Origin of the sequence: Comamonas sp. C11, from assembly GCF_024496285.1 — a bacterium.
In the GTDB taxonomy this organism is placed as follows: domain Bacteria; phylum Pseudomonadota; class Gammaproteobacteria; order Burkholderiales; family Burkholderiaceae_C; genus Comamonas; species Comamonas testosteroni_F.
Genome location: NZ_CP101743.1, coordinates 1,745,419 through 1,769,391, shown reverse-complemented (window position 1 = coordinate 1,769,391; position 23,973 = coordinate 1,745,419). Strand labels below are relative to the sequence as shown.

The 23,973-nt window shown below is 61.5% G+C and carries 18 protein-coding genes; 12 read left to right on the top strand and 6 right to left on the bottom strand.

Annotated features, from left to right (window positions below):
* Positions 1–40 precede the first annotated feature (40 nt).
* Positions 41–2,035: an acetate--CoA ligase gene (gene acs, locus NOX35_RS08045; protein WP_256496313.1), complete on the bottom strand. Its 1,995-nt coding sequence runs from the start codon at positions 2,033–2,035 to the stop codon at positions 41–43.
* 359 nt (positions 2,036–2,394) lie between these two features.
* Between acs and NOX35_RS08040 the strand changes: the two genes are divergently transcribed.
* The 6 genes from NOX35_RS08040 (at position 2,395) to proX (NOX35_RS08015) (ending at position 9,781) form a co-directional block, all read left to right on the top strand.
* Positions 2,395–3,033: a YqhA family protein gene (locus NOX35_RS08040; protein WP_182286306.1), complete on the top strand. Its 639-nt coding sequence runs from the start codon at positions 2,395–2,397 to the stop codon at positions 3,031–3,033.
* 717 nt (positions 3,034–3,750) lie between these two features.
* Entirely contained in the window at positions 3,751–5,046 is a 1,296-nt protein-coding gene (gene proV / locus NOX35_RS08035) for a glycine betaine/L-proline ABC transporter ATP-binding protein ProV (protein ID WP_182286305.1), read from the top strand.
* 15 nt (positions 5,047–5,061) lie between these two features.
* The gene (gene proW / locus NOX35_RS08030; protein ID WP_182286304.1) at positions 5,062–6,306 is read left to right on the top strand and encodes a glycine betaine/L-proline ABC transporter permease ProW; all 1,245 of its coding nucleotides are present in this window, start codon (positions 5,062–5,064) and stop codon (positions 6,304–6,306) included.
* 20 nt (positions 6,307–6,326) lie between these two features.
* Positions 6,327–7,382: a glycine betaine/L-proline ABC transporter substrate-binding protein ProX gene (gene proX / locus NOX35_RS08025; protein ID WP_256496312.1), complete on the top strand. Its 1,056-nt coding sequence runs from the start codon at positions 6,327–6,329 to the stop codon at positions 7,380–7,382.
* Between the two features lie 174 nt (positions 7,383–7,556).
* Positions 7,557–8,627: a glycine betaine/L-proline ABC transporter substrate-binding protein ProX gene (gene proX, locus NOX35_RS08020; RefSeq protein ID WP_256496311.1), complete on the top strand. Its 1,071-nt coding sequence runs from the start codon at positions 7,557–7,559 to the stop codon at positions 8,625–8,627.
* A 107-nt stretch (positions 8,628–8,734) separates the two neighbouring features.
* A complete protein-coding gene (proX, locus tag NOX35_RS08015; RefSeq protein ID WP_182286301.1) occupies positions 8,735–9,781 on the top strand; it encodes a glycine betaine/L-proline ABC transporter substrate-binding protein ProX in 1,047 nt (348 codons plus the stop codon).
* A 73-nt stretch (positions 9,782–9,854) separates the two neighbouring features.
* Here proX (NOX35_RS08015) and NOX35_RS08010 read toward each other — a convergent pair whose 3' ends face one another.
* Positions 9,855–10,367 carry a hypothetical protein gene (locus NOX35_RS08010; protein WP_182286300.1) on the bottom strand — a complete coding sequence of 171 codons (513 nt, stop codon included), beginning with the start codon at positions 10,365–10,367 and terminating at the stop codon, positions 9,855–9,857.
* 124 nt (positions 10,368–10,491) lie between these two features.
* On the opposite strand from NOX35_RS08010, the gene NOX35_RS08005 reads away from it, so the two are divergent.
* Entirely contained in the window at positions 10,492–11,190 is a 699-nt protein-coding gene (locus NOX35_RS08005) for a DUF3334 family protein (RefSeq protein ID WP_256496310.1), read from the top strand.
* A 74-nt stretch (positions 11,191–11,264) separates the two neighbouring features.
* Here the strand turns inward: NOX35_RS08005 and NOX35_RS08000 are convergent, their stop codons facing one another.
* Positions 11,265–13,385, bottom strand: a complete 2,121-nt coding sequence (locus NOX35_RS08000; RefSeq protein ID WP_371878524.1) for a PQQ-dependent dehydrogenase, methanol/ethanol family — start codon at positions 13,383–13,385, stop codon at positions 11,265–11,267.
* A gap of 250 nt (positions 13,386–13,635) precedes the next feature.
* On the opposite strand from NOX35_RS08000, the gene NOX35_RS07995 reads away from it, so the two are divergent.
* The gene (locus tag NOX35_RS07995) at positions 13,636–14,118 is read left to right on the top strand and encodes a MarR family winged helix-turn-helix transcriptional regulator (protein ID WP_256496308.1); all 483 of its coding nucleotides are present in this window, start codon (positions 13,636–13,638) and stop codon (positions 14,116–14,118) included.
* A gap of 52 nt (positions 14,119–14,170) precedes the next feature.
* Positions 14,171–15,367: a multidrug effflux MFS transporter gene (locus NOX35_RS07990; RefSeq protein WP_182286296.1), complete on the top strand. Its 1,197-nt coding sequence runs from the start codon at positions 14,171–14,173 to the stop codon at positions 15,365–15,367.
* Positions 15,368–15,402: 35 nt separating this feature from the next.
* On the opposite strand, the gene NOX35_RS07985 is transcribed toward NOX35_RS07990, so the two are convergent.
* The 3 genes from NOX35_RS07985 to fumC all read right to left on the bottom strand — a co-directional run bounded on the left by NOX35_RS07985 (position 15,403) and on the right by fumC (position 19,200).
* Positions 15,403–17,073 (bottom strand): SulP family inorganic anion transporter, encoded by a 1,671-nt coding sequence (locus NOX35_RS07985; protein WP_182286295.1) that lies wholly within the window; start codon positions 17,071–17,073, stop codon positions 15,403–15,405.
* Between the two features lies 1 nt (position 17,074).
* The gene (locus NOX35_RS07980) at positions 17,075–17,713 is read right to left on the bottom strand and encodes a ParB-like protein (RefSeq protein ID WP_182286294.1); all 639 of its coding nucleotides are present in this window, start codon (positions 17,711–17,713) and stop codon (positions 17,075–17,077) included.
* Positions 17,714–17,808: 95 nt separating this feature from the next.
* Positions 17,809–19,200 carry a class II fumarate hydratase gene (gene fumC / locus NOX35_RS07975; RefSeq protein WP_256496307.1) on the bottom strand — a complete coding sequence of 464 codons (1,392 nt, stop codon included), beginning with the start codon at positions 19,198–19,200 and terminating at the stop codon, positions 17,809–17,811.
* A gap of 245 nt (positions 19,201–19,445) precedes the next feature.
* Between fumC and NOX35_RS07970 the strand changes: the two genes are divergently transcribed.
* The 3 genes from NOX35_RS07970 (at position 19,446) to NOX35_RS07960 (ending at position 23,960) form a co-directional block, all read left to right on the top strand.
* Entirely contained in the window at positions 19,446–21,635 is a 2,190-nt protein-coding gene (locus NOX35_RS07970; RefSeq protein ID WP_256496306.1) for a bifunctional diguanylate cyclase/phosphodiesterase, read from the top strand.
* 135 nt (positions 21,636–21,770) lie between these two features.
* Positions 21,771–23,324, top strand: a complete 1,554-nt coding sequence (locus NOX35_RS07965; RefSeq protein ID WP_182286292.1) for a fumarate hydratase — start codon at positions 21,771–21,773, stop codon at positions 23,322–23,324.
* A 135-nt stretch (positions 23,325–23,459) separates the two neighbouring features.
* On the top strand, positions 23,460–23,960 hold the full coding sequence (locus NOX35_RS07960) for a GNAT family N-acetyltransferase (protein ID WP_182286291.1): 501 nt from the start codon (positions 23,460–23,462) through the stop codon (positions 23,958–23,960).
* Positions 23,961–23,973 lie beyond the last annotated feature (13 nt).

The following is a 23,973-nucleotide window of genomic DNA, read 5'->3' as shown; positions in this document are numbered from 1 at the left end:
GCCACCGCAGCGCTGCCCACTGCCGAAGGCAGTTTCTGCATCAGTTGACCTCCGACAACTGCTCCAGGATCGCAGGATTCTCCAGCGTGCTGGTGTCCTGGGTGATCGCTTCTCCCTTGGCCAGCGAGCGCAGCAGGCGGCGCATGATCTTGCCGCTGCGGGTCTTGGGCAGGTTGTCGCCGAAGCGGATGTCCTTGGGCTTGGCAATGGGGCCGATCTCCTTGGCCACCCAGTTGCGCAGCTCGGCCGCGATCTGCCTGGCCTCCTCGCCCGTGGGCTTGCCGCGCTTGAGCACCACAAAGGCGCAGATGGCTTCGCCGGTCAGGTCGTCGGGACGGCCAACCACGGCGGCTTCGGCCACCAGATCGGTCTTGGCCACCAGGGCCGACTCGATTTCCATGGTGCCCATGCGGTGGCCCGAGACATTGAGCACATCGTCGATACGGCCCGTGATGCGGAAATAGCCACGATCCTCGCTGCGCACCGCGCCGTCGCCGGCCAGGTAATAGCCCTTGAGCTCTTCGGGGAAGTAGCTCTTCTTGAAGCGCTCGGGGTCGCCCCAGATGTTGCGGATCATCGAGGGCCAGGGCTTTTTCACCACCAGGATGCCGCCGGCGCCATTGGGGATCTCGTTGCCGGCCTCATCGACGATGGCCGCCGTGATGCCGGGCAGAGGCAGGGTGCAGGAGCCGGGCACCAGAGGCGTGGCACCGGGCAGCGGCGTGATCATGTGACCGCCGTTCTCGGTCTGCCAGAAGGTGTCCACGATGGGGCAGCGCTCGCCGCCCACATGCTTGTGATACCACATCCAGGCCTCGGGATTGATGGGCTCGCCCACCGAGCCCAGCAGACGCAGGCTGGACAGATTCCAGTTCTTCGGGTGGACGCTGGGGTCGGAGTCCGCCGCCTTGATCAGCGAACGAATGGCCGTGGGCGCCGTGTAGAAGATGCTGCACTGGTGACGCTCGATCATCTGCCAGAAGCGGCCCGCATTGGGGAAGGTCGGCACGCCTTCGAAGACGATCTGCGTGGCGCCGGCCGCCAGCGGGCCATAGGCCACATAGCTGTGACCAGTGATCCAGCCGATATCGGCCGTACACCAGAAGACATCGCTGTCCCTGGCATCGAAGGTCCACTCGAAAGTCTGCTTGGCCCAAAGCACATAGCCGCCGGTGGCATGCTGCACGCCCTTGGGCTTGCCGGTGGAGCCGCTGGTGTAGAGGATGAAGAGCGGATGCTCGGCATTGACGGGCACGGCCTCGCACTCGGTGGATTGACCGGCCAGCGCATCGGTGAAGCTGATATCGCGGCCCGCGACCATATTGCAGGCGGTGGCCGTGCGCTCATAGACCAGCACGCTCTTGACGGCTTCGCAGCCGCCCAGCGCAAGCGCGTCGTCGACGATGGCCTTGAGCGGCAACTCCTTGCCGCCGCGCATCTGGTAGTTGGAGGTGACGACCAGACTGGCGCCCACGTCCACGATGCGCTCCTGCACGGCCTTGGCCGAGAAGCCGCCGAACACCACGGAATGCGTGGCACCGATGCGTGCACAGGCCTGCATGGCCACCACACCCTCGATGGTCATGGGCATGTAGATCAGCACGCGATCGCCCTTTTGCACGCCGCGCGCCTTGAGAGCATTGGCGAACTGGCTGACGCGGGCAAGCAACTCTTTGTAAGTGACCTTGGTGACCTCGCCGCCGTCGGCTTCGAAGATGATGGCCGTCTTGTTCTCCACGGGCGTGCCCATGTGCTTGTCCAGGCAGTTGGCGCTGGCGTTGAGCTCGCCGTCGGCAAACCATTTGTAGAACGGCGGGTTGCTCTGGTCCAGCACCTGGGTGAAGGGTTTGCTCCACTTCACGTTCTCGCGTGCCAGACGCGCCCAATAGCCTTCATAGTCGCGTTCGGCTTCATCGCACAAGGCCTGGTACTGCGCCATGCCCGAGATGCGGGCCTTGGCGGCGAAATCCGCAGGCGGCGGGAACACACGGTTTTCCACCAGCACGGATTCGATGGTTGATGTCGCAGCGCTCATCGTTTTGTCTCCTGATGCATAAGCAATGAAATAATTGTGGGTGTACTGTCAAGGCTCGGTCTTACACCCCACTGACTGAAATTGACAAGCGGCTTTTGCGTGCCGTCAAGTCTGTCATTCGCTCCCATTTTTGCAGCAGAAAGTGCCTGCTTGGTGTTGATTTGCTTGCACTTTTTTCAAAACACCCTGGAACAAACCCTTAGAATCGCGCACCTGCTGCTGCAGAGGCCTGGGCCCACATTACGGCCTGCTCTCGAAGGCGCAGGCAGTCCGGGACGCGGCCCCAGCAAAACCAGTCTTACAAGGTGGCGGCATCCCGTTGCCCACTCATCGCATCCAGTCCGCCCCGAGCACACATCATGAGCCGCATCCCTTCAGACGAAGCAGGCAACTCCACCCTCCACACCCAGCATGGCGGCTTCCAGCCCTATGGCGCATTGCGCCCCCTGCCCTCGCTGATCTTTGCCAGCCGCTGGCTGCAGCTGCCGCTGTACCTGGGTCTGATTGCCGCCCAGGGTGTCTATGTCTGGCACTTTCTGCTGGAGCTCTGGCATCTGGTGGAGGCGGTCTTCGGCAATCAGGAAGCCTTGCATGCCCTGATCACCAATATTGGCTACAAAAGCGATGTCCAGATCACCCACCTGAACGAAACCATCATCATGCTGGTGGTACTGGCCCTGATCGATGTGGTCATGATCTCCAACCTGCTGATCATGGTCATCGTGGGTGGCTACGAAACCTTTGTCAGCCGCATGGGCCTGGAATCCCACCCCGACCAGCCCGAGTGGCTGAGCCATGTGAATGCCTCGGTACTCAAGGTCAAGCTGGCGCTGTCCATCATCGGCATCAGCTCCATCCACCTGCTCAAGAGCTTCATCAATGCCGGCAGCTATGAAGTGCAGGTACTGATGTGGCAGACCATCATCCATGTGGTCTTCCTGCTCAGCGCCCTGGCCATTGCCCTGACCGACAAGCTCACCCAAAGCGCTCACCACTGAAGCAGGCCCCGCTCCAAAAAGCCCCGCATGGTTGACCATGAAGGGGCTTTTTTCATGCCCGTGGCAGCGGTAAAACGCGTCAAAAGCTGACAACCAGCAAAAAAAAGCCCTCGATAGGCTGCTACGCCTTATCTATCAAGCACTTGCACCTCCTGTTTTTGCGTATGCAAATGTTTCAATGGCACGATTTCCGATGGATGCGGGCGGCAAAGCTTACAGCTTGATTTGACGCATAAAACCCAATTCGATATATTTAAAAGTCATTTACAACCTGCCGCGCAGGTCGTCACCGCATTGTTGAGATGCGGTTGACTCACTTCCCGGCGGATCGTTGTGTCAATTCATGAGCGCTTGCCGCTCTTTGGCGCAGCCCCGTCAACCGGGCCGAAACACGGCCCTGATGTAGGGGGCTCTCCCCGGCCGATATTGCCGGGGTTGGCCTGACAAGAAGCCGTGCAGATGCGTGCCAGTCGGTACCCGCTCTGCCAGCCAGCTGCTTCTTCCAATTTGCCAGCTCTTGCGCACACCTGGCTGTGCCATCCGGGCTGAAAACTCGGCGCCATCGCTGCGCCATCTGCATTGCGCAGTCCTGTCCACAAGACCGGGCTGAGCTGCGGCATCAGGGCTTTTATTTTGGCTTGTGCGCCAGCGCCCACCGGCATCGCCGGCTGTGGGCGCTGGACTGTGTTCCATCTCATCAAAAAGGAGAACGCCACAGTGGCCAAGCAAATCGCTATCGATCATGTCTTCAAGGTCTTCGGCAACGATCCGAAAACCGCGCTCAATCTTGTGAAACTGGGCCGCAGCAAGCAGGAGATCCTCGCCCAGACCGGGCAATCCATCGGCGTGTTCGACGCCGACTTCACCATCGAAGCCGGTGAAATCTTTGTAGTCATGGGCCTGTCGGGCTCGGGCAAGTCCACCCTGGTGCGCATGCTCAATCGCCTGATCGAGCCCACCAGCGGCCGCATCCTGGTCGACGGCCAGGACATCAATACGCTCAATGACAAGGAACTGCGTGCGCTGCGCCGCAAGGACATCTCCATGGTGTTCCAGTCCTTTGCCCTCATGCCCCACCTCACGGTGCTGGACAACACGGCCTTTGGTCTGGAGCTGGCCGGCGTGGACCGCGCCACGCGCCAGCAGCAGGCGCAGGATGCCCTGGAGCAGGTGGGCCTGGGTGCCTGGGGCGCCAGCTACCCGGACGAGCTCTCCGGCGGCATGCAGCAGCGCGTGGGCCTGGCCCGCGCACTGGCCTCCGACCCGTCCATTTTGCTGATGGACGAGGCCTTCTCGGCACTGGACCCCATCATCCGCACCGAGATGCAGTCCGAACTGTTGCGTCTGCAGGAAATCAAGCGCCGCACCATCGTCTTCATCTCTCACGATCTGGACGAAGCCATGCGCATTGGCGACCGCATCGCCATCATGAAGGACGGCATGGTGCAGCAGGTCGGCACGCCCGACGAGATTCTGCGCAACCCGGCCAACGATTATGTCCGCACCTTCATTCAGGGCGTGGATGCGGCAGCCGTGTTCAAGGCCGCCGACATCGCCCGTCAGGCGCTGACCGTGATTTCCGAACATAGCGACCGTGGCTGCCGCGCCGCGCTGCGCCTGCTGGAGGACTCCGACCGCGATTACGCCTATGTGCTCAATGCCCGCAAACGCTTTCTGGGCGTGGTCTCGTCGCAGTCGCTGCGCGATGCACTGCACGGCCACGAGGGAATGCTGGGCCTCAAGCACGCCTTCATCTCCGATGTGCAGCCTATCGCCAGCAGCACGCCGGTGGCCGAACTGTTCGGCACCGTAGCCACTCCTGCCTGCCCGCTGCCTGTGGTGGATGAAGAGGGCAAATACCTGGGCGTTATCAGTCGCACCACCATGCTCAAGTTCCTGGATCGCGCCACCCCGCCGGTGCCGCCACCTCAGAAGGAAATTCCGCCCATCAAGCTGGACCAGCACTTCCAGCCCAAGTCCAACACGCAAGCTGCCCAGCACGCAGCGCTATAAAAGAAGGGAGCCGATTTGAACGACAACGCACTGAACAATCCCGACACAGAAACCACCAGCGCGGCTTTTGACGACCCGTGGGCCGCAGCTTCTGCGCCCGCCGCCGAGCCGGTCAGCACCCATGTCACCAGCTCGGCGGCAGATGCCGATCCCTGGGCCGCCTCCTATGCCGATGCGGATGCCAGCTCAGGCGCCGATGCCTGGAGCAGCGGCGATGCCGCCAGCCAGGTCAGCAGCACCGACTGGCTCAGCGCCCCCTCGCCCACCGATGTGCCCGAGCATGACGGCGGCATAGGCCAGCTCTGGCATCAGATCACCACCGAAGGCCTGCCCGTGCAGGACTCGATCAACAACGGCCTCACCTGGGTGGTTGATCATTTCCGCCCGTTCTTCCAGGCTGTTCGTACCCCCATCGACGCCACGCTCAACGGTGTGACCGATGTGCTGCAGACCATCCCCATGCCGGCACTGGTGCTGCTGATTGCCCTGCTGGCCTGGCAGTTTGCAGGCCGCAAGCTGGCCATTGGCTCGGCAGTTTCGCTGCTGATTGTGGCACTGCTGGGCATCTGGTCCGAAGCCATGGTCACCCTGGCCCTGGTGCTGACATCGCTGTTCTTCTGCATCGTGATCGGTCTGCCCGTCGGCATCTTGCTGGCCAGCAGCGACCGTGCCCAGCGCTGGACGCGCCCGCTGTTGGACGCCATGCAGACCACGCCGGCCTTCGTCTATCTGGTGCCGGTGGTCATGCTGTTCGGTATCGGCAACGTGCCCGGAGTGATCGTGACCATCGTGTTTGCGCTGCCGCCGCTGATCCGCCTGACCAATCTGGGCATTCGCCAGGTGCGCCCAGACCTGATCGAGGCCAGCCGTGCCTATGGTGCCTCGCCTGCCCAGTTGCTGTGGAAGGTGCAGCTGCCACTGGCCATGCCCTCCATCATGGCCGGTATCAACCAGGCGCTGATGCTGTCCCTGTCCATGGTGGTGATTGCTTCCATGATCGCCGTCGGCGGTCTGGGCCAGATGGTGCTGCGCGGCATCGGCCGTCTGGACATGGGTCTGGCTACCGTTGGCGGCCTGGGCATCGTGCTGCTGGCCATCGTGCTGGACCGCATCACCCAGGCCATGGGCGAGCCCAAGCGCGGCAGTGCCCGCTGGTGGACCACCGGCCCAGCGGGTCTGGCCGTGCGTCTGCTGGGCAACAAGCACTCGGCACCGGCTCCCAAGCCCGGTAGCGAAGCCGCCAAGCCAGCAACGATCTGAATAAAGAACAAGGAGAACGCATGAGTACAACCGACAACACCGCCAGCATCCGCCACGGCCTGGGCCACTGGCTGCTTGCCAGCACAGCCGCTGCCTCCATGGCCCTGTCCATGGTCAGCACCGGTGCCTTCGCTGCCGACGAGCTTCCAGGCAAGGGCATCAAGGTCCAGCCGCTCAAGAGCTCGATTGCCGAAGAAAGCTTCCAGACCCAGCTCGTCATGAAGGCCCTGGAAAAGCTGGGCTACGAGGTCCAGCCCATGAAGGAAGTGGAATACCCCACGGCTCATATTGCACTGGCCAACGGCGACGCCACCTTCATGGCCAACCACTGGAACCCGCTGCACGCCGACTACTACAAGAATGCGGGCGGCGACGCCAAGCTCTACCGCAAGGGTGTGTTCTCGGCCAATGCAGCTCAGGGCTATCTGATCGACAAGAAGACGGCCGATGAGCACAAGATCACGAATCTGGGGCAGCTCAAGAACCCCGAAATTGCCAAGCTGTTCGACACCGACGGTGACGGCAAGGCCGACCTGACAGGCTGCACGCCCGGCTGGGGCTGCGAGGCCATGATCGAGCACCAGCTCGGCGCCTACAAGCTGCGCGATACGGTCACTCACAAGCAGGGCACCTATTCGGCGCTGATGGCCGACACCATCACACGCTACAAGGCCGGCAAGCCCATCCTCTACTACACCTGGACGCCCTACTGGGTGAGCAATGTGCTCAAGCCCGGCAAGGATGTTGTCTGGCTGCAGGTCCCGTTCTCCGCACTGCCCGGCGAACAGTCCGGCACGGACACCAAGCTGGCCAACGGCAAGAACTACGGCTTCATTGCCAACAACCAGCAAATCGTGGCCAACAAGGCCTGGGCAGAGCAGAACCCTGCGGCAGCCAAGCTGTTTGAAATCATCAAGCTGCCCGTGGGCGACATCAACGCCCAGAACTACATGATGAGCCAGGGCCAGAACAAGGCCTCCGATATCGAGCGTCATACCGACGGCTGGATCAAGGCCCATCAGAAGACTTTCGACGGCTGGATCAGCCAGGCGCTGGCGGCTGCCAAGAAGTCCTGATCACAACACCCGAATCACGGCGACCGCTTGCGCGGCCGCCGTTTTTTATCGCCGGGCCGCCCCAAGACAAAAACGCCCCTCCTGGAGGGGCAGCGAACCACACGCAGTGGGGAGCGTAGGGTCTCATTTTCAATCGGGCCGAAAGCCCACCCATACCAAGGAGAGACAAGAACAATGAGCAAGTCTGTGCAGACTCCGAGCCCAAACCGACACACCAGGCGCCAGCTGCTGCTGGGCACGGCCGGCGCTGCGGCGCTGGGCCTTGGTCAGTCGCCTAGCTGGGCGGCCGGACAGAAGGTGCCAGGCGAAGCGCTTCCGGGCAAGGGCATCACGGTGCTGCCCGTCAAGAGCGCTCTGGCCGAAGAGAACTTCCAGACGCTGCTGGTGATGAAGGCACTGCAGCAGCTGGGCTACACCGTCAAGCCCTGGGAAGAGCTGGACTACCCGCTGATCCACGTGGCAGTGGCCAATGGCGATGCTAGCTTCATGGCCAACCACTGGAACCCTCACCACGCCGAGTTCTATCAGCAGGCCGGCGGCGATGCCAAGCTCTCGCGCAAGGGCGTGTATGCAGCCGGTGCCGCGCAGGGCTACATGATCGACAAGAAGACAGCCGACAAACACAGGATCACCCATCTCGACCAGCTCAAGGATCCCGGACTGGCGGCCCTCTTCGATATCGACGGCGACGGCAAGGCCAATCTGATCGGCCCCAACGCCGGCTGGGGTGGCGAGGCCGTGGTGGCCCACCAGATCAAGGCTTTCGGCCTGGAAAACACTGTCAGCTACACCCAGGGCAACTATCCGGCACTGATTGCCGACACGCTGGCGCGCTTCAAGGCCGGCAAGCCTGTGCTGTATTACGCGTGGACGCCCTACTGGCTCAGCAATGTGCTGCGCCCCGGCCAGGAAGTGGTGTGGCTGCAGGTGTCGCGCTCTTCCATGCCCGGGGTGCAGGCCGGCACCGACACCAAGCTGCCCAATGGCCGCAACTACGGCTTTCCGCTCAACAACGAGTACATCGTGGCCAACAAGCTCTGGGTCGAGCAGAACCCGGCCGCCGGCAAGCTGTTCGAGATCATGCAGATTCCCATCAGCGACATCAGCCGCCAGAACCAGCTGCTGCGCGAAGGGGAAAGCAAGCCCGCCGATATCCACCGCCATGTGGGCGCTTGGATCAAGGGCCACCAGCAGGCTTTTGACGCCTGGATTGCCCAGGCCAAGGCCGCAGCCCTGAAATCCTGATTCGCCAACGGCGCACCGGACCTGATCCGGGGGCCGTTTCCTTCATTAACCCTCTCGCTTTTCTCATGCCGATTTCGGGGTAGGCACCCAGCATCCAAGGAGTATTCATGCACAGCAACAAGCCCGCACATTCGCCTTTCCCGCCCCTGCAGCTCCATTCCCGCCATCTGGCTGCCATCGCCTTGCTGAGCTTTGGCGCCGCCGCCGCACAAGCGCAAACCAACTCTGGTGACCTGCCCGGCAAAGGCATCTCGGTGCAGCCGCTCAAGGGCACGGTGGATGAGGAAATGTTCCAGACCCTGCTGGTTTCGCGTGCTCTGGAGAAGCTGGGCTACCGGGTACAGCCCGTCAAGAGCCTGGAAAACGGCACCCAGCATGTGGCCGTGGCCCAGGGCGACGCCACCTTTACCGCCACTCACTGGATGCCTCTGCACCGTGCCTTCTATGAGAACAATGGCGCAGACAAGGCCTTCTATCGCGCCGGCACTTACTCGCGCAATGCGGTACAAGGCTATCTGATCGACAAGGCGACGGCCGAGAAGTACAAAATCGTCAGCATCACGCAGCTCAAGGACCCCAAGCTGGCGGCGCTGTTCGACACCGACGGCGACGGCAAGGCCGATCTGACGGGCTGCAACCCTGGCTGGGGCTGCGAGCTGGCCATCAACAAACATCTCAAGGGACTGGATCTGGAGTCCAGCATCACCCACAGGCAAGGCAACTACCAGGCCTTGATTGCCGACACCATCACCCGCTACAAAAGCGGCAAGCCCATTCTCTACTACGTCTGGACCCCGTTCTGGGTGAACACAGTGCTGCGCCCGGGCAAGGAAGTCAGCTGGCTGGAGGTACCCAATGTCCCCGGTGCCCAGGGCGAAGACCAGACCCAGCTGCCCAATGGCAAGAACTACGGCTTCAAGCTCAATCAGCAGTACATCCTGGCCAACAAGGTCTGGGCCGAGAAAAATCCGGCCGCTGCCAAGCTATTTGCCGTAATGCAGCTGCCTATCGAGGACATCAACGCCCAGAACATGCGCATGCGCCAGGGCGAGAGCAGCTCGGCCGACGTCAGTCGCCATGTGGACGGCTGGATCAAAGCCCATCAGCAGACTTTTGACGGCTGGCTGGAGCAGGCGCGCGCCGCTGCAAAATAGGTATAAAACGGCTGCAGCGCTTTATGCAAAGCGCCGGCAGCTATCAAAAGTGCTTTCGGTAGCGGGCCGCTGCCTACCAGTTGGCCTTGGCATTGCGGCAGGCCGCCTGGCTGGACAGCGCGACAAAGCGCTCCACCCGCAGCGCCAGCATCTTGCGCCCCTGCCGTGCCAGCACCGGATCGGCCACGGCTCGCTCCACCACCCTGCCCTGCACCTCGGCCAGCATGGCGACGGTGGCGCTGCTGCGCGTGTTCAGATAGGCCTGCTCCAGCAGCACGCTGTCGCCCTCGGGCAGAACGCCGATGATCTGGCCGCTTTCACACTCCTGAAACCGGGCCGTCTCGCCGTCCAGGCTGTACAGGCCCTGCCAGCGCCCGCTTTCCTCGCCGGGCTTGAGGCCTACGGCGGCAGGGCCGGCCTGCTTGACCTCGGTCTGGGTCTGGACCTGCTTCTTGCCCGTCAGACCGGTCCAGGTCTTGTCCCAGGTCTGGGAAACCTTGTCCGTCATGCCGGACAAGCTCGAACAGGCGGTCAAACCCGTCACCACAATGACACTGGCTGCCAGGCGCCACAGCTTGCTCTGCATGAATACCTCTGATCTTTCAAAAGCAGGCACGTTAACAGACAGCGGCAGCCTGCAATTGCTGCAGATATCTCAATGCAACAAAGTGTTGCATACATAATCAGCGATCTCTTGAACCAATGCAGCCATGAGCCAACCCACCGCCCCCATCGTCCACGGCACCGAAGATGTGCTGATTGCCCTGTGCAACTCCGTCTCGCGCGTGCTGCAGGTGGCCACCCAGTGCCCGATTCAGTACTCGGGCATGGTGCAACGCATCACCAAGACAAGTCTCAAACCCGATATCGGCTGCTTTGTGCTGATCGATGGTGGTTTTTCTGCGCTCATCATCATCAACTTCTCGGCCGATGCGGCCATGGAGCTCTACCGCAGCTATCTGCTGTCCATGGGCATGGCCGAGAGCGATCTGGCCAGTTCCTATACCTCGGACGATGTGAGCAACGTCATGGGCGAGCTGATGAACCAGGTCGTTGGCGACTTCACCAGCAAGGTGCAGCGCGAACTGCAGACCCATATCGCGCAAAGTCAGCCCAAGATGATCCGCCTGAACAAGCAGGTCAATCTGAGTGTGGATGCCAATCTGGATGCCCCGGAAGCGCGCCGCGTGACCTTCTACACAGGCAACAACAACATCTTCTATCTGGAGATGGCGGTGGATCACATGGAGTTCATCAAGATCAAGGACTTCGAAGCCCAGGAAAAACCGGACCCTGATCTTGTCATGGCCCAGGCCCGGGAGGCCCAAACTGGACAAGCGCCTGCAGCTCTCAACACGGCGGCGGCCTCCAGCGATACCGACGACCTGCTCAAGTCGCTGGGTCTCTGAGCCGCCATGCCTGGCATGCAAAAGGCGAGCGAGGATGTCGCCTTTGTACGAAAGCAATTCCTTGATGAGCCTGCTTATTGGCCTTTGTCTGCTGGCTGACCTGGCCTCACCGCATCTGCCATTGCGAGAATGAAGGCGCGTAGCTTTTGCACATCATCATCGCCGAGCTTGCCCGCAAAATCGGGCATGCCTCGTGAGGTGGCCGGGCCGTTGACGATGAAACTGCCTAGATTGTCAATCATGGCCGCAGGCAGATAGGTCAGGCTGGGCAGGGCTCCACCCTTGCTGACGCCCGGGTAGCCGTGACAGGCAATGCAGTTGCTGTTGTAGAGTGCAGCACCGGCCGGCACCAGTTGCGGGTCGTACCCGAGCCCGCCAATCAAGGCACTCATCTGATAGGCCACCCGTTCCGGCATGGGGGCCTTGCCTCCCAGTGCAAAGGTATAGACCGTGCCGGGGCTCCTGAAGTCGGCCACGCGGTCACCGAGGCCAAAAGCACCACCCCAGCCGACGGCAATCGAGACATATTGCCTGCCATCGAGTTCATAGCTCACCGGAGCCGCAATCACGCCGCTGCCCATGGGAGCATCCCAGAGCTTTTTGCCGCTTCTGGCGTGATAGGCCACCAGTCGCGCATCGGCCGTTCCCTGAAAGACCAGATCGCCGGCCGTCGCCAGCGTTCCGCCATTCCAGGGCGAGACATGCTTTTGATGCCAGGCTTCCTTTTGCCGCACCGGGTCCCAGGCGATCAGGCGACCAAAAGGCAGGCTGCTGGGCTCCAGCATCACGCGTCCCGTATTCCAGCCGGTATTGCTCATGAGCTGGCCCGGCGTATTGCTGTTGAAGCCGGCCCAGTTCGGATCGTCGGCCATGGCCGTGGGAATATGCTGAGCCGGAATATAGGCCAGCCCCGTCTGCGGGCTATAGGCCATGGAATGCCAGTTATGCGCCCCCAGGGGGCCGGGAATGATCTCGGCCTTGCCGGCGCTGCGCACGGCCTCCTCCATGATGGGACGGCCGTTGCCGTCATAGCCCCTGGCCCAGTTCACGGGCACAAAGTTCCTTGCGGAGATGAATCGGCCGCTCTGACGGTCGATCACAAAAAAGTAGCCATTCTTGGGCGCATGCAGCAATACCTTGCGCAGCTTGCCATCAATCCTGAGGTCAGCCTGCACGATATCCTGGGCTGAAGTGAAGTCCCAGTTATCGCCCGGTGTTTCCTGGTAATGCCATTTGTAGGCACCCGTGTCCGGATCCAGCGCCACGATGGAGCCCAGATACAGGTTGTCTCCCCCGACAGGACTGCGCTTTCGGTGCGCCCAGGGCGAGCCATTGCCCACGCCGATATACATCTGATTGAGTTCGGGATCGAACACCAGCGAGCTCCAGACCGTTCCGCCACCGCCGCTCTCCCAATACCTGCCTGCCGGATCCCAGGTTTTGGCCGCCTCCTCCAGCGCCTTGCTCTCATAAGCCTGAGCCGGATCACCGGGCACGGTATAAAAGCGCCAAACCTGCTTGCCCGTCTCGGCGTCATAGGCCGTCACATAACCACGAGCACCATATTCGGCGCCGCCATTGCCGATATAGACCTTGCCCTTGAACACGCGCGGAGCGCCCGTGATGGTGTATGAGAAATTCTTGTTGTCTATGGTGTCCGTGGACCAGACCTGCCGGCCCGTGGCAGCGTCCAGCGCAATCAGCCGCCCGTCGAAGGCACCCACAAACACTTTGCCCTTGTAGACGGCCACACCGCGATTGACCACATCGCAGCAGCCCTTGTAGGCCATCTCGCGCGGCACCTGTGGGTCGTAGGTCCACAGCGCCTTTCCCGTGCGCGCATTCACCGCATGCACCACGCTCCAGGGGGCGGAGACATACATCACCCCATTCACCACGATGGGTGTGGCTTCCACGCCGCGCGACGAATCGAGCTTGTACGACCAGGCCAGACCCAGCCGGTCCACATTGCCACTGTGGATCTGCTTGAGCGGGCTGAAACGATTTTCCTGATAGTTCAGCCCATGACTGGGCCAGTCCTTGCCGGTCCTTGCATTGGCTTCGATATGAGCGTCATCCACATGCTCCGCAGCCAGCGCCAGTATGGACAGCCAGCCCAGCAACCCTGCAACGGCCAGGCTCACCAAACGTCGGTTTGGCCTGTGGTGGGATCGAATGCACGCAGGGCTTTGCATAGAGTCTGTCTCCTGTGGTGATTTGTCGTTTTGCCGCTGCTCTCCCGTCAGCAATCAGGAAATTCTTGGGCAAGCGGGAGCTGTCCACATCACAGGCAAATCCGCACTCCATTTGGACGATGCAACGCACACTCGACAAGGCGCCATGTCTGACGACAGCAGGCCACCGCATCCTTGTCTAAAACCCTGTTAACAAGATAAATACTGTTTGCGCAATAATTTGAATTCCAACTATTTAAATGCATTCGGAATGTCCAGCACCGCCTCACTGTCCAGTCGTCAGCGCCAGCTCATGTTCGTCCTGGCGCAGGTCAACAAGCAATGGCGACGCACGCTGGATAAGGTCCTGGCCCCCTTGGGTCTGACGCAGGCGCTGTGGCTGCCCCTGGTCCACCTGGAGCGCTGCGCGGGTGCCATGCGGCAAAAGGACCTTGCTCTGGCGCTGGCGTTGGACAGCTCTTCCATCGTGCGCCTGATTGACGGCCTTCAGGCCCAAGGCTGGGTGGAACGCATCGATGATGCCGATCGGCGCGTCAAGCGCATACAGCTCACGAAGGCCGGACTGCTGCAGGTCGAGACCGTCAAGACCATCGTGGCGGATGTCCGCAGCGAAGTCATGCAGGAGCTGCCCCCCGATCTGCTGGACGCCACACTGGATGCACTGGAAACCATGCTGGGAAAGATGGCTGCACTGGAAGTGGGCGCCAACGCGGACTCGCTACCCGAGAGCTGAACTAGCGCCACACGCAACAGAAACCTCACAGCTAGTTCCGGATTTCACTTGTATGCAAAGTCCCGTCACCCCTGTACGCAAAGCGCCACTCTGGCTGCTGGTCATGGTCACCATTGCCGGCACCATGGCCATGCATATGTTCATCCCGGCTCTGCCCGATGCTGCTCGCCACTTCGGCGCCAGCAGCGGACAGATGCAGCAGACCATCACCGTCTACATCCTCGGCCTGGCACTGGGCCAGCTGATCTACGGCCCCATGTCGGATGCACTGGGCCGCCGCCCCCTGTTGCTTGTCGGCCTCTGTCTCTACACCGTCGCCAGCCTTGCGGCCTTTCTGGCCCCGAGCGCGAATATGCTGATTGGCGCGCGCCTGATTCAGGCTCTGGGCGGCTGCGCCGGCCTGGCACTGGGCCGCGCCATTGCCCGCGACACCGCGACACCCGAAACTGCCGTGGGCAGTCTGGCCTTGCTCAATCTCATGATGATGATTGGCCCTGGCATCGCCCCCTCCATAGGCTCGGGGCTGGATGCCTTGTTCGGCTGGCGCATCATTTTTGCGGTGCTGGCGCTGATGGGGGCGCTAACGGCCATCGGAGTCTGGCGCCTGCTTCCTGAGACCGGTCGCCCCACCGGCAAGCTGAACTGGCGCACCGTGCGCAATGACTATCGAACCTTGCTGGGTTCACCTCAGTTTCTGGGCTTCGCCATAGGCGGCGGTAGCGCCACCACATCCATGTACGCCTTTATTGCTGCAGCACCGTTCATCTTCATCGAACAGTTGCATACCAGCAAGGCGCAGCTTGGCATCTACCTGGGGGTGCTGATGGCCGGCATGGCAGCAGGCAATGCGCTGGCACGCCAACTCGTCAAACGCTGGCCACTGGAGCGGTTGATACTGGGCGGCAATATGCTGAGCCTGGGCTGCGCGGCTGCACTGTTAGTCCTGACGCTGCTGCAGCTGATCAACGTGCCCGCTGTCGTGACTTTGATGCTGCTGTTTACCTTAGGTTCCGGCATGACCAGCCCCGCCGCACTCTCCAAGGCTCTGGGTGTGCACAGCGATTTGACGGGATCGGCCGCCGGCGTCTACGGCTTTTCCCAGATGGCCGTGGGTGGCCTGTGCACGCTTGGGGCCAGTCTGGGCAACAACCCTGCGCTGTCGGCCTTTTCCGTGTTGCTGATTGCCTGCGCCGTGGGGCAACTGGGCTTCAGATATGCGCTGCGCCTGAACCGGGCCATCGCACCTTGAAACTGATATCAGCCTTGCACCCGAGGACTCAGAACCTAGGGCTCAGCGGCCAAGGTGTTTGAAGACCCGACCGGGTCTTCAATCCCTTGCACCGCATCGTCCACGCTCCAGGCGGCATAGGCGAGGGGATCCAGGTCCTGAATCTGCACGCGCTGCAGCAACTCTCGAACGCCATCTTTGACACGCGCCAGCCTGAGCCTGATTCCAGCCTGCGCCAGTTGCCTGGCAAGCTCGCTCAAGGCCTCTATGCTGGTGCTGTCCAGGTCCGGACATTCCTCGAGACTCAGTATCAGCGTCTTCAGACCAGAAGCGCGCCCCGCGCGTGCACTGATGTCGGCCATGACAGCATCGGCATTGCCGAAGAACAAAGCTTCCTCGGGACGCACAATCAGCACATGAGGGACAGCCAGAGCTTCGGGGTGCAGTTGCCTGTCCACAAAATCGTGACTATTTGCCAACCGGCCCAGCTCGCTGACTCTTGCCTGGGCCATGCGCTTGAGCAGCAGAGCGATGCTGAGCACCATGGACAGCAGCAAGCCATCGAGTACGCCCAGCAAAATCACGGCTGCAAACGCAGTGACTACCAGAGTCCGGTCACGGCGCCAGGCGAAATATGGCTTCAAACTCCTCCAGTTGAGTGAATGGCCTACCGCATGCATGACGATGGCAGCCAGCATGGGTTCTGGAATCCTCTCCATCAATGGCAACAACTGCCACACCAGCAATGCCACGACGGCGCAAGCAATCAGCCCTGCGGCTCTGGTTCTGGCTCCTGCGGCCTCATTGGCCGAGCTGGCTGAAAAGCCGGCGCCCACGGGCAGGCCCTGAAACAGGGCCGACGCCATATTGGCGCCACCCAAGACCAGCAAATCGCGATTGGCGGAAACCGGATCTCCATGTCGCAAGGCCAGCGAGCGTATGGAGCTATAGGACTCGGCATACAAGATCAGGGCCAGTGCTAGCGCCAGTTGTCCTGCGCGCAGCCAGTCTGGCCAGGCCAGATCTGGCAGAGCCAGATGCACACCACCCAATTCCAGCGCCCCCACGGGAGATATGCACCAGAGCCGTCCATACCCCAGAAAATCAAGAGCAATCCCAGCCACGATGACCAGCAAAGCCGCCGGCACGGCTCGCCAGCGGCCAAGCAGATGCAATGTCAACAGGGCCAGCACCAGCATGGCCAGACCGTATAAGTTCCAGTCAGACAACCTTGCCAGCAGCTCCCAGCTGAAATGCAGAAAATCGCTGTGCTCCGGATGCACTCCGATCGCCAGAGGCAGCTGCTTGAGCACAATGGTCAAGGCCAGTCCCATGGCAAAACCGCGCAGGACGGGCTTGGCAATGAACTGGGAGATGGCCCCCAACCGCATCAGCCCGGCCAGCACAAAGATGATGCCTGCCACCAATACCATGCCTATGCCCATGGCGGCGCGATGCTCAGCCGAGACATGCAGAACAGAACTGCTAGCCGCCAACAGCACGGCCGCCGATGAAGAGGTCGCAGAAACAATCGCAAAGCGGCTGCTTCCGGCCAGTCCATAGACCAGCAGCCCGGCGAACAAGGCCACCACCCCAGCCTGCGGCGGTGCTCCGGCGAGACCCGCGTAAGCCACCGCTTCGGGAAGCAGCAGCCCTGCAATCGACAGGCCCGCCACCCAATCGGCGCTGGTGGGAAGAGCGAGCAAGCCTCTGCGCGTTTGGTCCATATTATTCGTGCAGCGAGTTGGAGACACCGGACCAGCCTGGCAAGAACTGCGCCTTGACGCTACGGGCCAGCGCAACAGCCTCCACGACCGCAGACTCGGGCAAGCCAAAACGGCCATTGCTGCGCAAATCCGCCTTGCGAAACAGAGGCCGGTAAAAATCAGCCCAGAGGAACTCGGCATAAGGCGAGGCATCCTTGGCATAACCACCGGCCTTGCGCACCTCCCCCGCCAAGCTCCGATACGGGTCATCCTTAAGCTGACTCAGTTGCAGGGGGATCTGCGAAAACTCGCAACGCCGCCCCTTCTCGTCATAAGGGTGCGCCCAGTGGTGGAACTCCATGACGCGCCAAAACATCTCCGCGCCCTGCTCGCTCAGATCGGCCAACTGCATGACCCAGACGGTTTTGACCGCTTCATGCATCAGCGCCTGTCCCAGATGATGGTGATCCACGATGAAAAACCGGCCCTGAGGACCTTTCACGGCAGGAAACCAGTGACTGAGCAACAGTTTGTCGCGAGCCTTGGATTTCAGTTGAGCCCATTGAGAACGTTTGAGCGACACTTCGGCAGCCCCCACCGTCATCTGCGTGGGCCGTAGATCCAAAACCGAAACCTGCACCAGATGCTGTTGTACGGGCATGCTGACTCCTGCCATCAAGGATGTCGCATTGTGTGCAAAGCCGACGCAAAAAGAAAAGAGCCCGACATGCGGGCTCTTTTCAGGACGGAGCCGGCCTACAGATTGCCCACCATCTGCTCGGGCACGACCCACTGGTCGAACTGCTCGGCCGTCACATGGCCGCTGGCAATGGCCGCGTCTCGCAGGCTGCGGCCCTCCTTGTGCGCCTTCTTGGCAATATAGGCAGCCTTGTCGTAGCCGATATGCGTGTTGAGCGCTGTCACCAGCATCAGCGAACGGCCTACCAGTTCGTCAATGCGCGCACGGTTTGGCTCTATGCCCACAGCGCAGTGATCGTTGAAACTGACCATGCCGTCGGCCAGCAGGCGCACGCTTTGCAGGAAGTTGTGCGCCACCATGGGGCGGAACACGTTCAGCTCGAAATTGCCCGAGGCTCCGCCGAAATTGATGGCCACATCGTTGCCGAACACCTGGGCGCAAAGCATGGTCACGGCTTCGGACTGCGTGGGATTGACCTTGCCCGGCATGATGGACGAGCCCGGCTCGTTCTCCGGGATCGAGATTTCGCCCAGGCCGCTGCGCGGCCCGGATGCCAGCCAGCGCACGTCGTTGGCGATTTTCATCAGGCTTGCAGCCAGCGTCTTGAGAGCGCCATGTGCATAAACCAAGCCGTCGCAGCTCGCCAGGGACTCGAACTTGTTGGGCGAGGTGACAAACGGGGAGCCCGTCAGTCTGGCCAGTTCTGCCGCCACGCCTTCGGCGTAGCCCTTGGGAGCATTCAGCCCCGTACCCACGGCCGTCCCCCCCAAGGCCAGCTCATACAGATGCGACAATGCGGACCGCACATGGGCTTCGCCATGGGCCAGCTGGGCCACCCAGCCGGATATTTCCTGGCCCAGCGTCAGCGGCGTGGCGTCCTGCAAATGCGTGCGACCGATCTTGACGATATCGGCAAAGGCTTCGCTCTTGGCCAGCAGCGTGACACGCAGCCTGGCGATGGCGGGCAGCAGCTTGTGCTCGATGGCCGTAACCGCCGCCACATGCATGGCCGTGGGATAGACATCGTTGCTGGACTGGCTCTTGTTCACATCGTCATTCGGATGCACCAGACGGGCTTCACCGCGCTCGCCGCCCATCAGCTCGCTGGCCCGGTTGGCCAGCACCTCGTTGACATTCATATTGGTCTGCGTGCCGGAACCTGTCTGCCAGACCACCAGGGGGAACTCATCGGGGTGCTTGCCCGCGAGCACTTCATCGGCAGCCGCATTGATGGCTCTGGATTTTTTCTCGTCCAGCAGACCCAGCGCCTGGTTGACGCTGGCGGAGGCCTTTTTGACCTGCGCCAGTGCAGCAATGATTTCACGCGGTTGCTGCTCGCCACTGATGTCAAAATTCTGCAGCGAGCGCTGCGTCTGCGCGCCCCAGAGCTTGTTGGCGGGTACATCGATCAGGCCAAAAGTGTCTTTTTCCTGGCGGGTGACTGTCATGGAATCGCTCCTTGCAATACAACTCGGCGCAGCTGGCTGAGGAAATCTGGCTGCCGTTGGCCGCAAACGGAAGTCGACCCACCGCCAGGCAGGCCACTTCCACAACCGGTCCATGCTAGCTCAGCCCGGCAGGCGGCAAGCACAATCGAGGCAACACCCCTGCGCCGGCAAGGCCAGAAATACATAGTTACATTAAATCAATATCGGACAGAGAATCCGACCGGCCTTGCTGGCCCGCCACATCAATGTTCACTGATCTTTCCACCCCCATCGCCACCACCGTCATGACATCAAGTTACAGCACGATGATGGTGTGTGTCTCCATCGTCATCGCGGTATTTGCCTCTTTTGTGACGCTGGGTCTGGCCCGTCGCATGCGCATGGCCTCGGGCAGAATCGGACGCATCTGGTGGGCAATCGGTGCCATGGTGATGGGCACAGGGATCTGGGCCACGCACTTCATAGGCATGCAGGCGTTTGAGCTGCCCATCACCCTGGGCTACGGCGGCGCTCTGACGCTGGCCTCCTGGGTCGCGGCAGTCGCGGCATCTGCATTGGCCTTTGGAGTGGCAACCAGGGTCGAATACCGCAGGCCTCATTTTCTGGGCGCCTCGCTGCTCATGGGCGGCGGCATCTGCGCCATGCACTACCTGGGCATGCTCGCCATCGAGATGTCCATCCCGATTGCCTGGGACTGGCCACTGGTGGCGGCCTCCGCTCTGATCGCAGTACTGGCCTCTGCCACGGCGCTGACTCTGTTTCGCGCGCTGTTTTCGCTCTCCGGCAAGCGGTTGTGGCTGTTCCAGGCATTGGCTGCACTGGTCATGGGCTTTGCCATCTGTGGCATGCACTACACCGGAATGTCGGCAGCCAGCTTTGCCAGCGGCTCGCTCTGCCTGAGTGCGGAAGCCCTGAGCGGCCCCGAACTCACCACCATCATCATCATCATCACCACGGTCATGCTGCTGATTGCGGCGATGTTCAGCACCTTGCTCGATGCGCGCCTGCAGAGCACAGCCTTCAAGCTCAATCAATCGCTGCAGGAAACCAATGCCAAGCTGCAGTTGGCCAATACCGAGCTGCGCCAGCGCGCCTTTGCTGATCCGCTGACCAATCTGCCCAACCGGCTGCTGTTCGAAGACCGCCTCATCCATGCCCTGCTGCGCCTGGAGCGCGCCAACCGTTCACGAATCAAGGAGCGGCTGGGAATTCTGTTTGTGGATCTGGACGGATTCAAGCCCATCAATGACTCCTTTGGCCACGCCGCAGGCGATCAGATCCTCATCAGCGCAGCCGAGCGGCTGACTGAGCAAGCCCGCAGCAGCGATACCGTGGCCCGCGTGGGCGGGGATGAATTCCTGGTGCTGCTGGAAGACACCCAGGACGTGGCCGCCTGCATGGCGGTGGCCAATCGCATTATCAAGGCGCTTAGTCAGCCCTTTCGGCTGGGGAACAAGGAACTGCAGATCACCTGCTCCATTGGAATCGTGGCCTTTCCCGACCATGGCGACCGCGACCACCTGATAGCCAACGCCGACGCCGCCATGTACGCAGCCAAACGCAATGGCGGCAACGGTTTTGCAGTGTTCGAGCCGCATATGGGCAGCGATGCATCCGAGCAGCTGGAGCTGCAAAACGACCTGCGCCACGCCATTCAGCGCGGCCAGATGGAGCTGCATTACCAGCCCAAGATCGACAGCGAGCGCGGCAACATCATCGGGGTCGAGGCGCTGCTGCGCTGGGCCCACCCCGAACGCGGCATGATTGCCCCGGACATCTTCATTCCCCTGGCCGAGCGCTTCGGCATCATCAACAGCCTGGGCAACTGGGTGATCGAAGAAGCCTGCCGCCAGCTGGCACTGTGGCGCGATATGGGACTGCAGATGCGGGTGGCGATCAATCTTTCCGTGCACCAGCTGCGTGAAAGCGGCCTGGCAGACCGCATCACCCAGACGCTGCTGCGCCACGACGTACAGGCCAGCCAGCTGCTGTGCGAGATCACCGAGTCCGTGGCCATGGAGGACACCCAGGCCACGCAGCGCGCAATCGAGGAATTGCGCGGCATCGGCATCTTTCTCTCGATCGACGACTTCGGCACCGGCTACTCCAGCCTCAACTATCTGCGTCAGTTGCCCGCGCAGCAGCTGAAGATCGACCGCAGCTTCATCCGCGACCTGGAAACCGAGGAAGATGCCCGTGCCGTGGTCCATGCCGTCGTGCGCCTGGCCCATGCCCTGGGCCTGCGCGTGGTGGCCGAGGGTGTGGAAACTGCGGGTCAGCGGGACATCCTGATCGAGATGCAATGCGATGAGCTTCAGGGCTACTTCTACGCGCGCCCCATGCCGGCGGACAGCCTGCTGGCCTGGGCAAGAGACGATCGTCGAGGTGGTCAGGCCGATTTCTCGGCCTCCATCCTCGGCGCACTGACCGGCTGAACGCCACACAGCACCCACCAGTCATATATAAGACTGGTGGGTTATGGCTGCAAGAATTGTCGTCTGGACCGATAATCGATGGGTTTAACGTGCGCGGCCCACGCGTACAGATTGCAACCCCCGAGAAGCTTCACGATGACCACCTCCATCCGCCAGCAGGACCTGATCGATTCGATCGCAGGTGCCCTCCAGTACATCAGTTACTACCACACGCCGGATTTCATCCAGCATCTGGCCCGCGCCTATGAGCGCGAGCAAAGCCCTGCGGCCAAGGATGCGATGGCGCAGATCCTGACCAACTCCAAGATGGCGGCCACCGGTCAGCGCCCCATCTGCCAGGACACCGGCATCGTCAACGTGTTCCTGAAAGTGGGCATGGACGTCAAGTGGGAAGGCTTCACCATGGGGCTGGAAGACGCCATCAATGAAGGCGTACGCCGTGGCTACAACCACCCCGACAACACGCTGCGCGCCTCCGTCGTGGCTGACCCGCAGTTCAAGCGCAAGAACACCAAGGACAACACCCCCGCCGTGATCAATGTGCAGATCGTGCCCGGCGACAAGGTGGACGTGACCGTGGCCGCCAAGGGCGGCGGCTCCGAGAACAAGTCCAAGATGATCATGATGAACCCCAGCGACAACATCGTGGACTGGGTTCTGAAGACCGTCCCCACCATGGGCGCAGGCTGGTGCCCGCCCGGCATGCTGGGTATTGGCATCGGCGGCACGGCTGAAAAGGCCGTCCTGCTGGCCAAGGAAAGCCTGATGGAAGATCTCAATATGTACGAGCTGCAGCAAAAAGCCGCCAGCGGTGCAGAGCTCGACGACGTGGAAAAGCTGCGTCTGGAGCTGTTCGAAAAGATCAACGCCCTGGGCATCGGCGCCCAAGGTCTGGGCGGCCTGACCACAGTGCTGGACGTCAAGATCAACATGTACCCCACGCACGCGGCCTCCAAGCCCGTGGCCATGATTCCCAACTGCGCCGCCACCCGCCACGCCCATTTTGTGATGGATGGATCCGGCCCCGTGCACCTGGATGCCCCCTCTCTGGACACCTGGCCCAAGATCGACTGGCACCCCGACTACAACAAGTCCAAGAAGGTCGATTTGAACAATCTGACCAAGGAAGAAGTGGCCAGCTGGAAGCCCGGCGACACACTGCTGCTCAACGGCAAGATGCTGACCGGCCGTGATGCCGCCCACAAGCGCATCCAGGACATGCTGGCCAAGGGCGAAAAGCTGCCCGTGGACTTCACCAACCGCGTGATCTACTACGTAGGCCCCGTGGACCCCGTACGCGACGAAGTGGTTGGCCCTGCAGGCCCCACCACGGCCACCCGCATGGACAAGTTCACCGACATGATGCTGTCCCAGACCGGCCTGATCTCGATGATCGGCAAGTCGGAGCGCGGCCCTGTCGCCATCGATGCCATCAAGAAGCACAAGTCGGCCTACCTGATGGCCGTCGGCGGTGCCGCCTACCTGGTTTCCAAGGCCATCAAGCAGGCCAAGGTAGTGGGCTTTGAAGACCTGGGAATGGAAGCCATCTATGAATTCGACGTAGTCGACATGCCTGTGACCGTGGCCGTGGATGCCGGCGGCACCAGCGCCCACATCACCGGCCCCGCCATCTGGAAGGAAAAGATTGCGACCGGGGAATTCAAGGGCATTGAAGTGGCCGGTGTGTAATCACCCGGCAGGCCCCGCCGTAAAGAACCGCCTTCGGGCGGTTTTTTCGTCCCAAAGCGTAAAGAAAGCAATTGCAATAGGCTGATGGGCCGAATTGGCCTTTTCCCGGGATTTTTCGAGAATCCAATCCAACCCATGCATATCCGAGCAGAACTGCCCACCGATGCCAAGGCCATCGAGCAGGTGACGATCCAGGCCTTCAAGGACGCACCACATACCGATCACACCGAGCAATTCATCGTGCGTGAGTTGCGCGCAGCCGGGGCTCTTGCCCTGTCCCTGGTCGCAGAGATTGACGAGCAAATCGTCGGGCATGTCGCCATCTCCGCCGTCAACATCAGCGACGGCAGCCAGCACTGGTTTGGCCTGGGCCCCATCTCCGTCGTTCCCCAAAGACAGCGACAGGGTATCGGCAGTGCACTCATGCAGGCAGCCATCAGCGCTCTGCATGCGCAGTCTGCGCGGGGATGCGTGCTGCTTGGCGATCCGGACTACTACCGGCGCTTTGGTTTCCGGACGGTGCCGGGCCTGGTGCTGCCCGGAGTGCCTGCCGAGTACTTTCAGGCCCTGACTTTCGAAGGCCTGCCGCCGCAAGGCGAGGTGAGTTATCACAGGGCCTTCAACGCCCGGGACTGAGCCTGCCGGTTTG

Excerpts from the sequence above, each read along its gene's own strand:
- fumC (WP_256496307.1), bottom strand. The coding sequence starts at position 19,200 with ATGACAGTCACCCGCCAGGAAAAAGACACTTTTGGCCTGATCGATGTA.
- NOX35_RS07965 (WP_182286292.1), top strand. The coding sequence starts at position 21,771 with ATGACCACCTCCATCCGCCAGCAGGACCTGATCGATTCGATCGCAGGT.
- NOX35_RS08040 (WP_182286306.1), top strand. The coding sequence starts at position 2,395 with ATGAGCCGCATCCCTTCAGACGAAGCAGGCAACTCCACCCTCCACACC.
- acs (WP_256496313.1), bottom strand. The coding sequence starts at position 2,035 with ATGAGCGCTGCGACATCAACCATCGAATCCGTGCTGGTGGAAAACCGT.
- NOX35_RS07985 (WP_182286295.1), bottom strand. The coding sequence starts at position 17,073 with ATGGACCAAACGCGCAGAGGCTTGCTCGCTCTTCCCACCAGCGCCGAT.
- NOX35_RS07960 (WP_182286291.1), top strand. The coding sequence starts at position 23,460 with ATGCATATCCGAGCAGAACTGCCCACCGATGCCAAGGCCATCGAGCAG.
- proX (WP_182286301.1), top strand. The coding sequence starts at position 8,735 with ATGCACAGCAACAAGCCCGCACATTCGCCTTTCCCGCCCCTGCAGCTC.
- NOX35_RS07990 (WP_182286296.1), top strand. The coding sequence starts at position 14,171 with ATGCAAAGTCCCGTCACCCCTGTACGCAAAGCGCCACTCTGGCTGCTG.
- NOX35_RS07980 (WP_182286294.1), bottom strand. The coding sequence starts at position 17,713 with ATGCCCGTACAACAGCATCTGGTGCAGGTTTCGGTTTTGGATCTACGG.
- proX (WP_256496312.1), top strand. The coding sequence starts at position 6,327 with ATGAGTACAACCGACAACACCGCCAGCATCCGCCACGGCCTGGGCCAC.
- NOX35_RS08005 (WP_256496310.1), top strand. The coding sequence starts at position 10,492 with ATGAGCCAACCCACCGCCCCCATCGTCCACGGCACCGAAGATGTGCTG.
- NOX35_RS08000 (WP_371878524.1), bottom strand. The coding sequence starts at position 13,385 with ATGCAAAGCCCTGCGTGCATTCGATCCCACCACAGGCCAAACCGACGT.
- NOX35_RS08010 (WP_182286300.1), bottom strand. The coding sequence starts at position 10,367 with ATGCAGAGCAAGCTGTGGCGCCTGGCAGCCAGTGTCATTGTGGTGACG.
- NOX35_RS07995 (WP_256496308.1), top strand. The coding sequence starts at position 13,636 with ATGTCCAGCACCGCCTCACTGTCCAGTCGTCAGCGCCAGCTCATGTTC.
- proX (WP_256496311.1), top strand. The coding sequence starts at position 7,557 with ATGAGCAAGTCTGTGCAGACTCCGAGCCCAAACCGACACACCAGGCGC.
- NOX35_RS07970 (WP_256496306.1), top strand. The coding sequence starts at position 19,446 with ATGTTCACTGATCTTTCCACCCCCATCGCCACCACCGTCATGACATCA.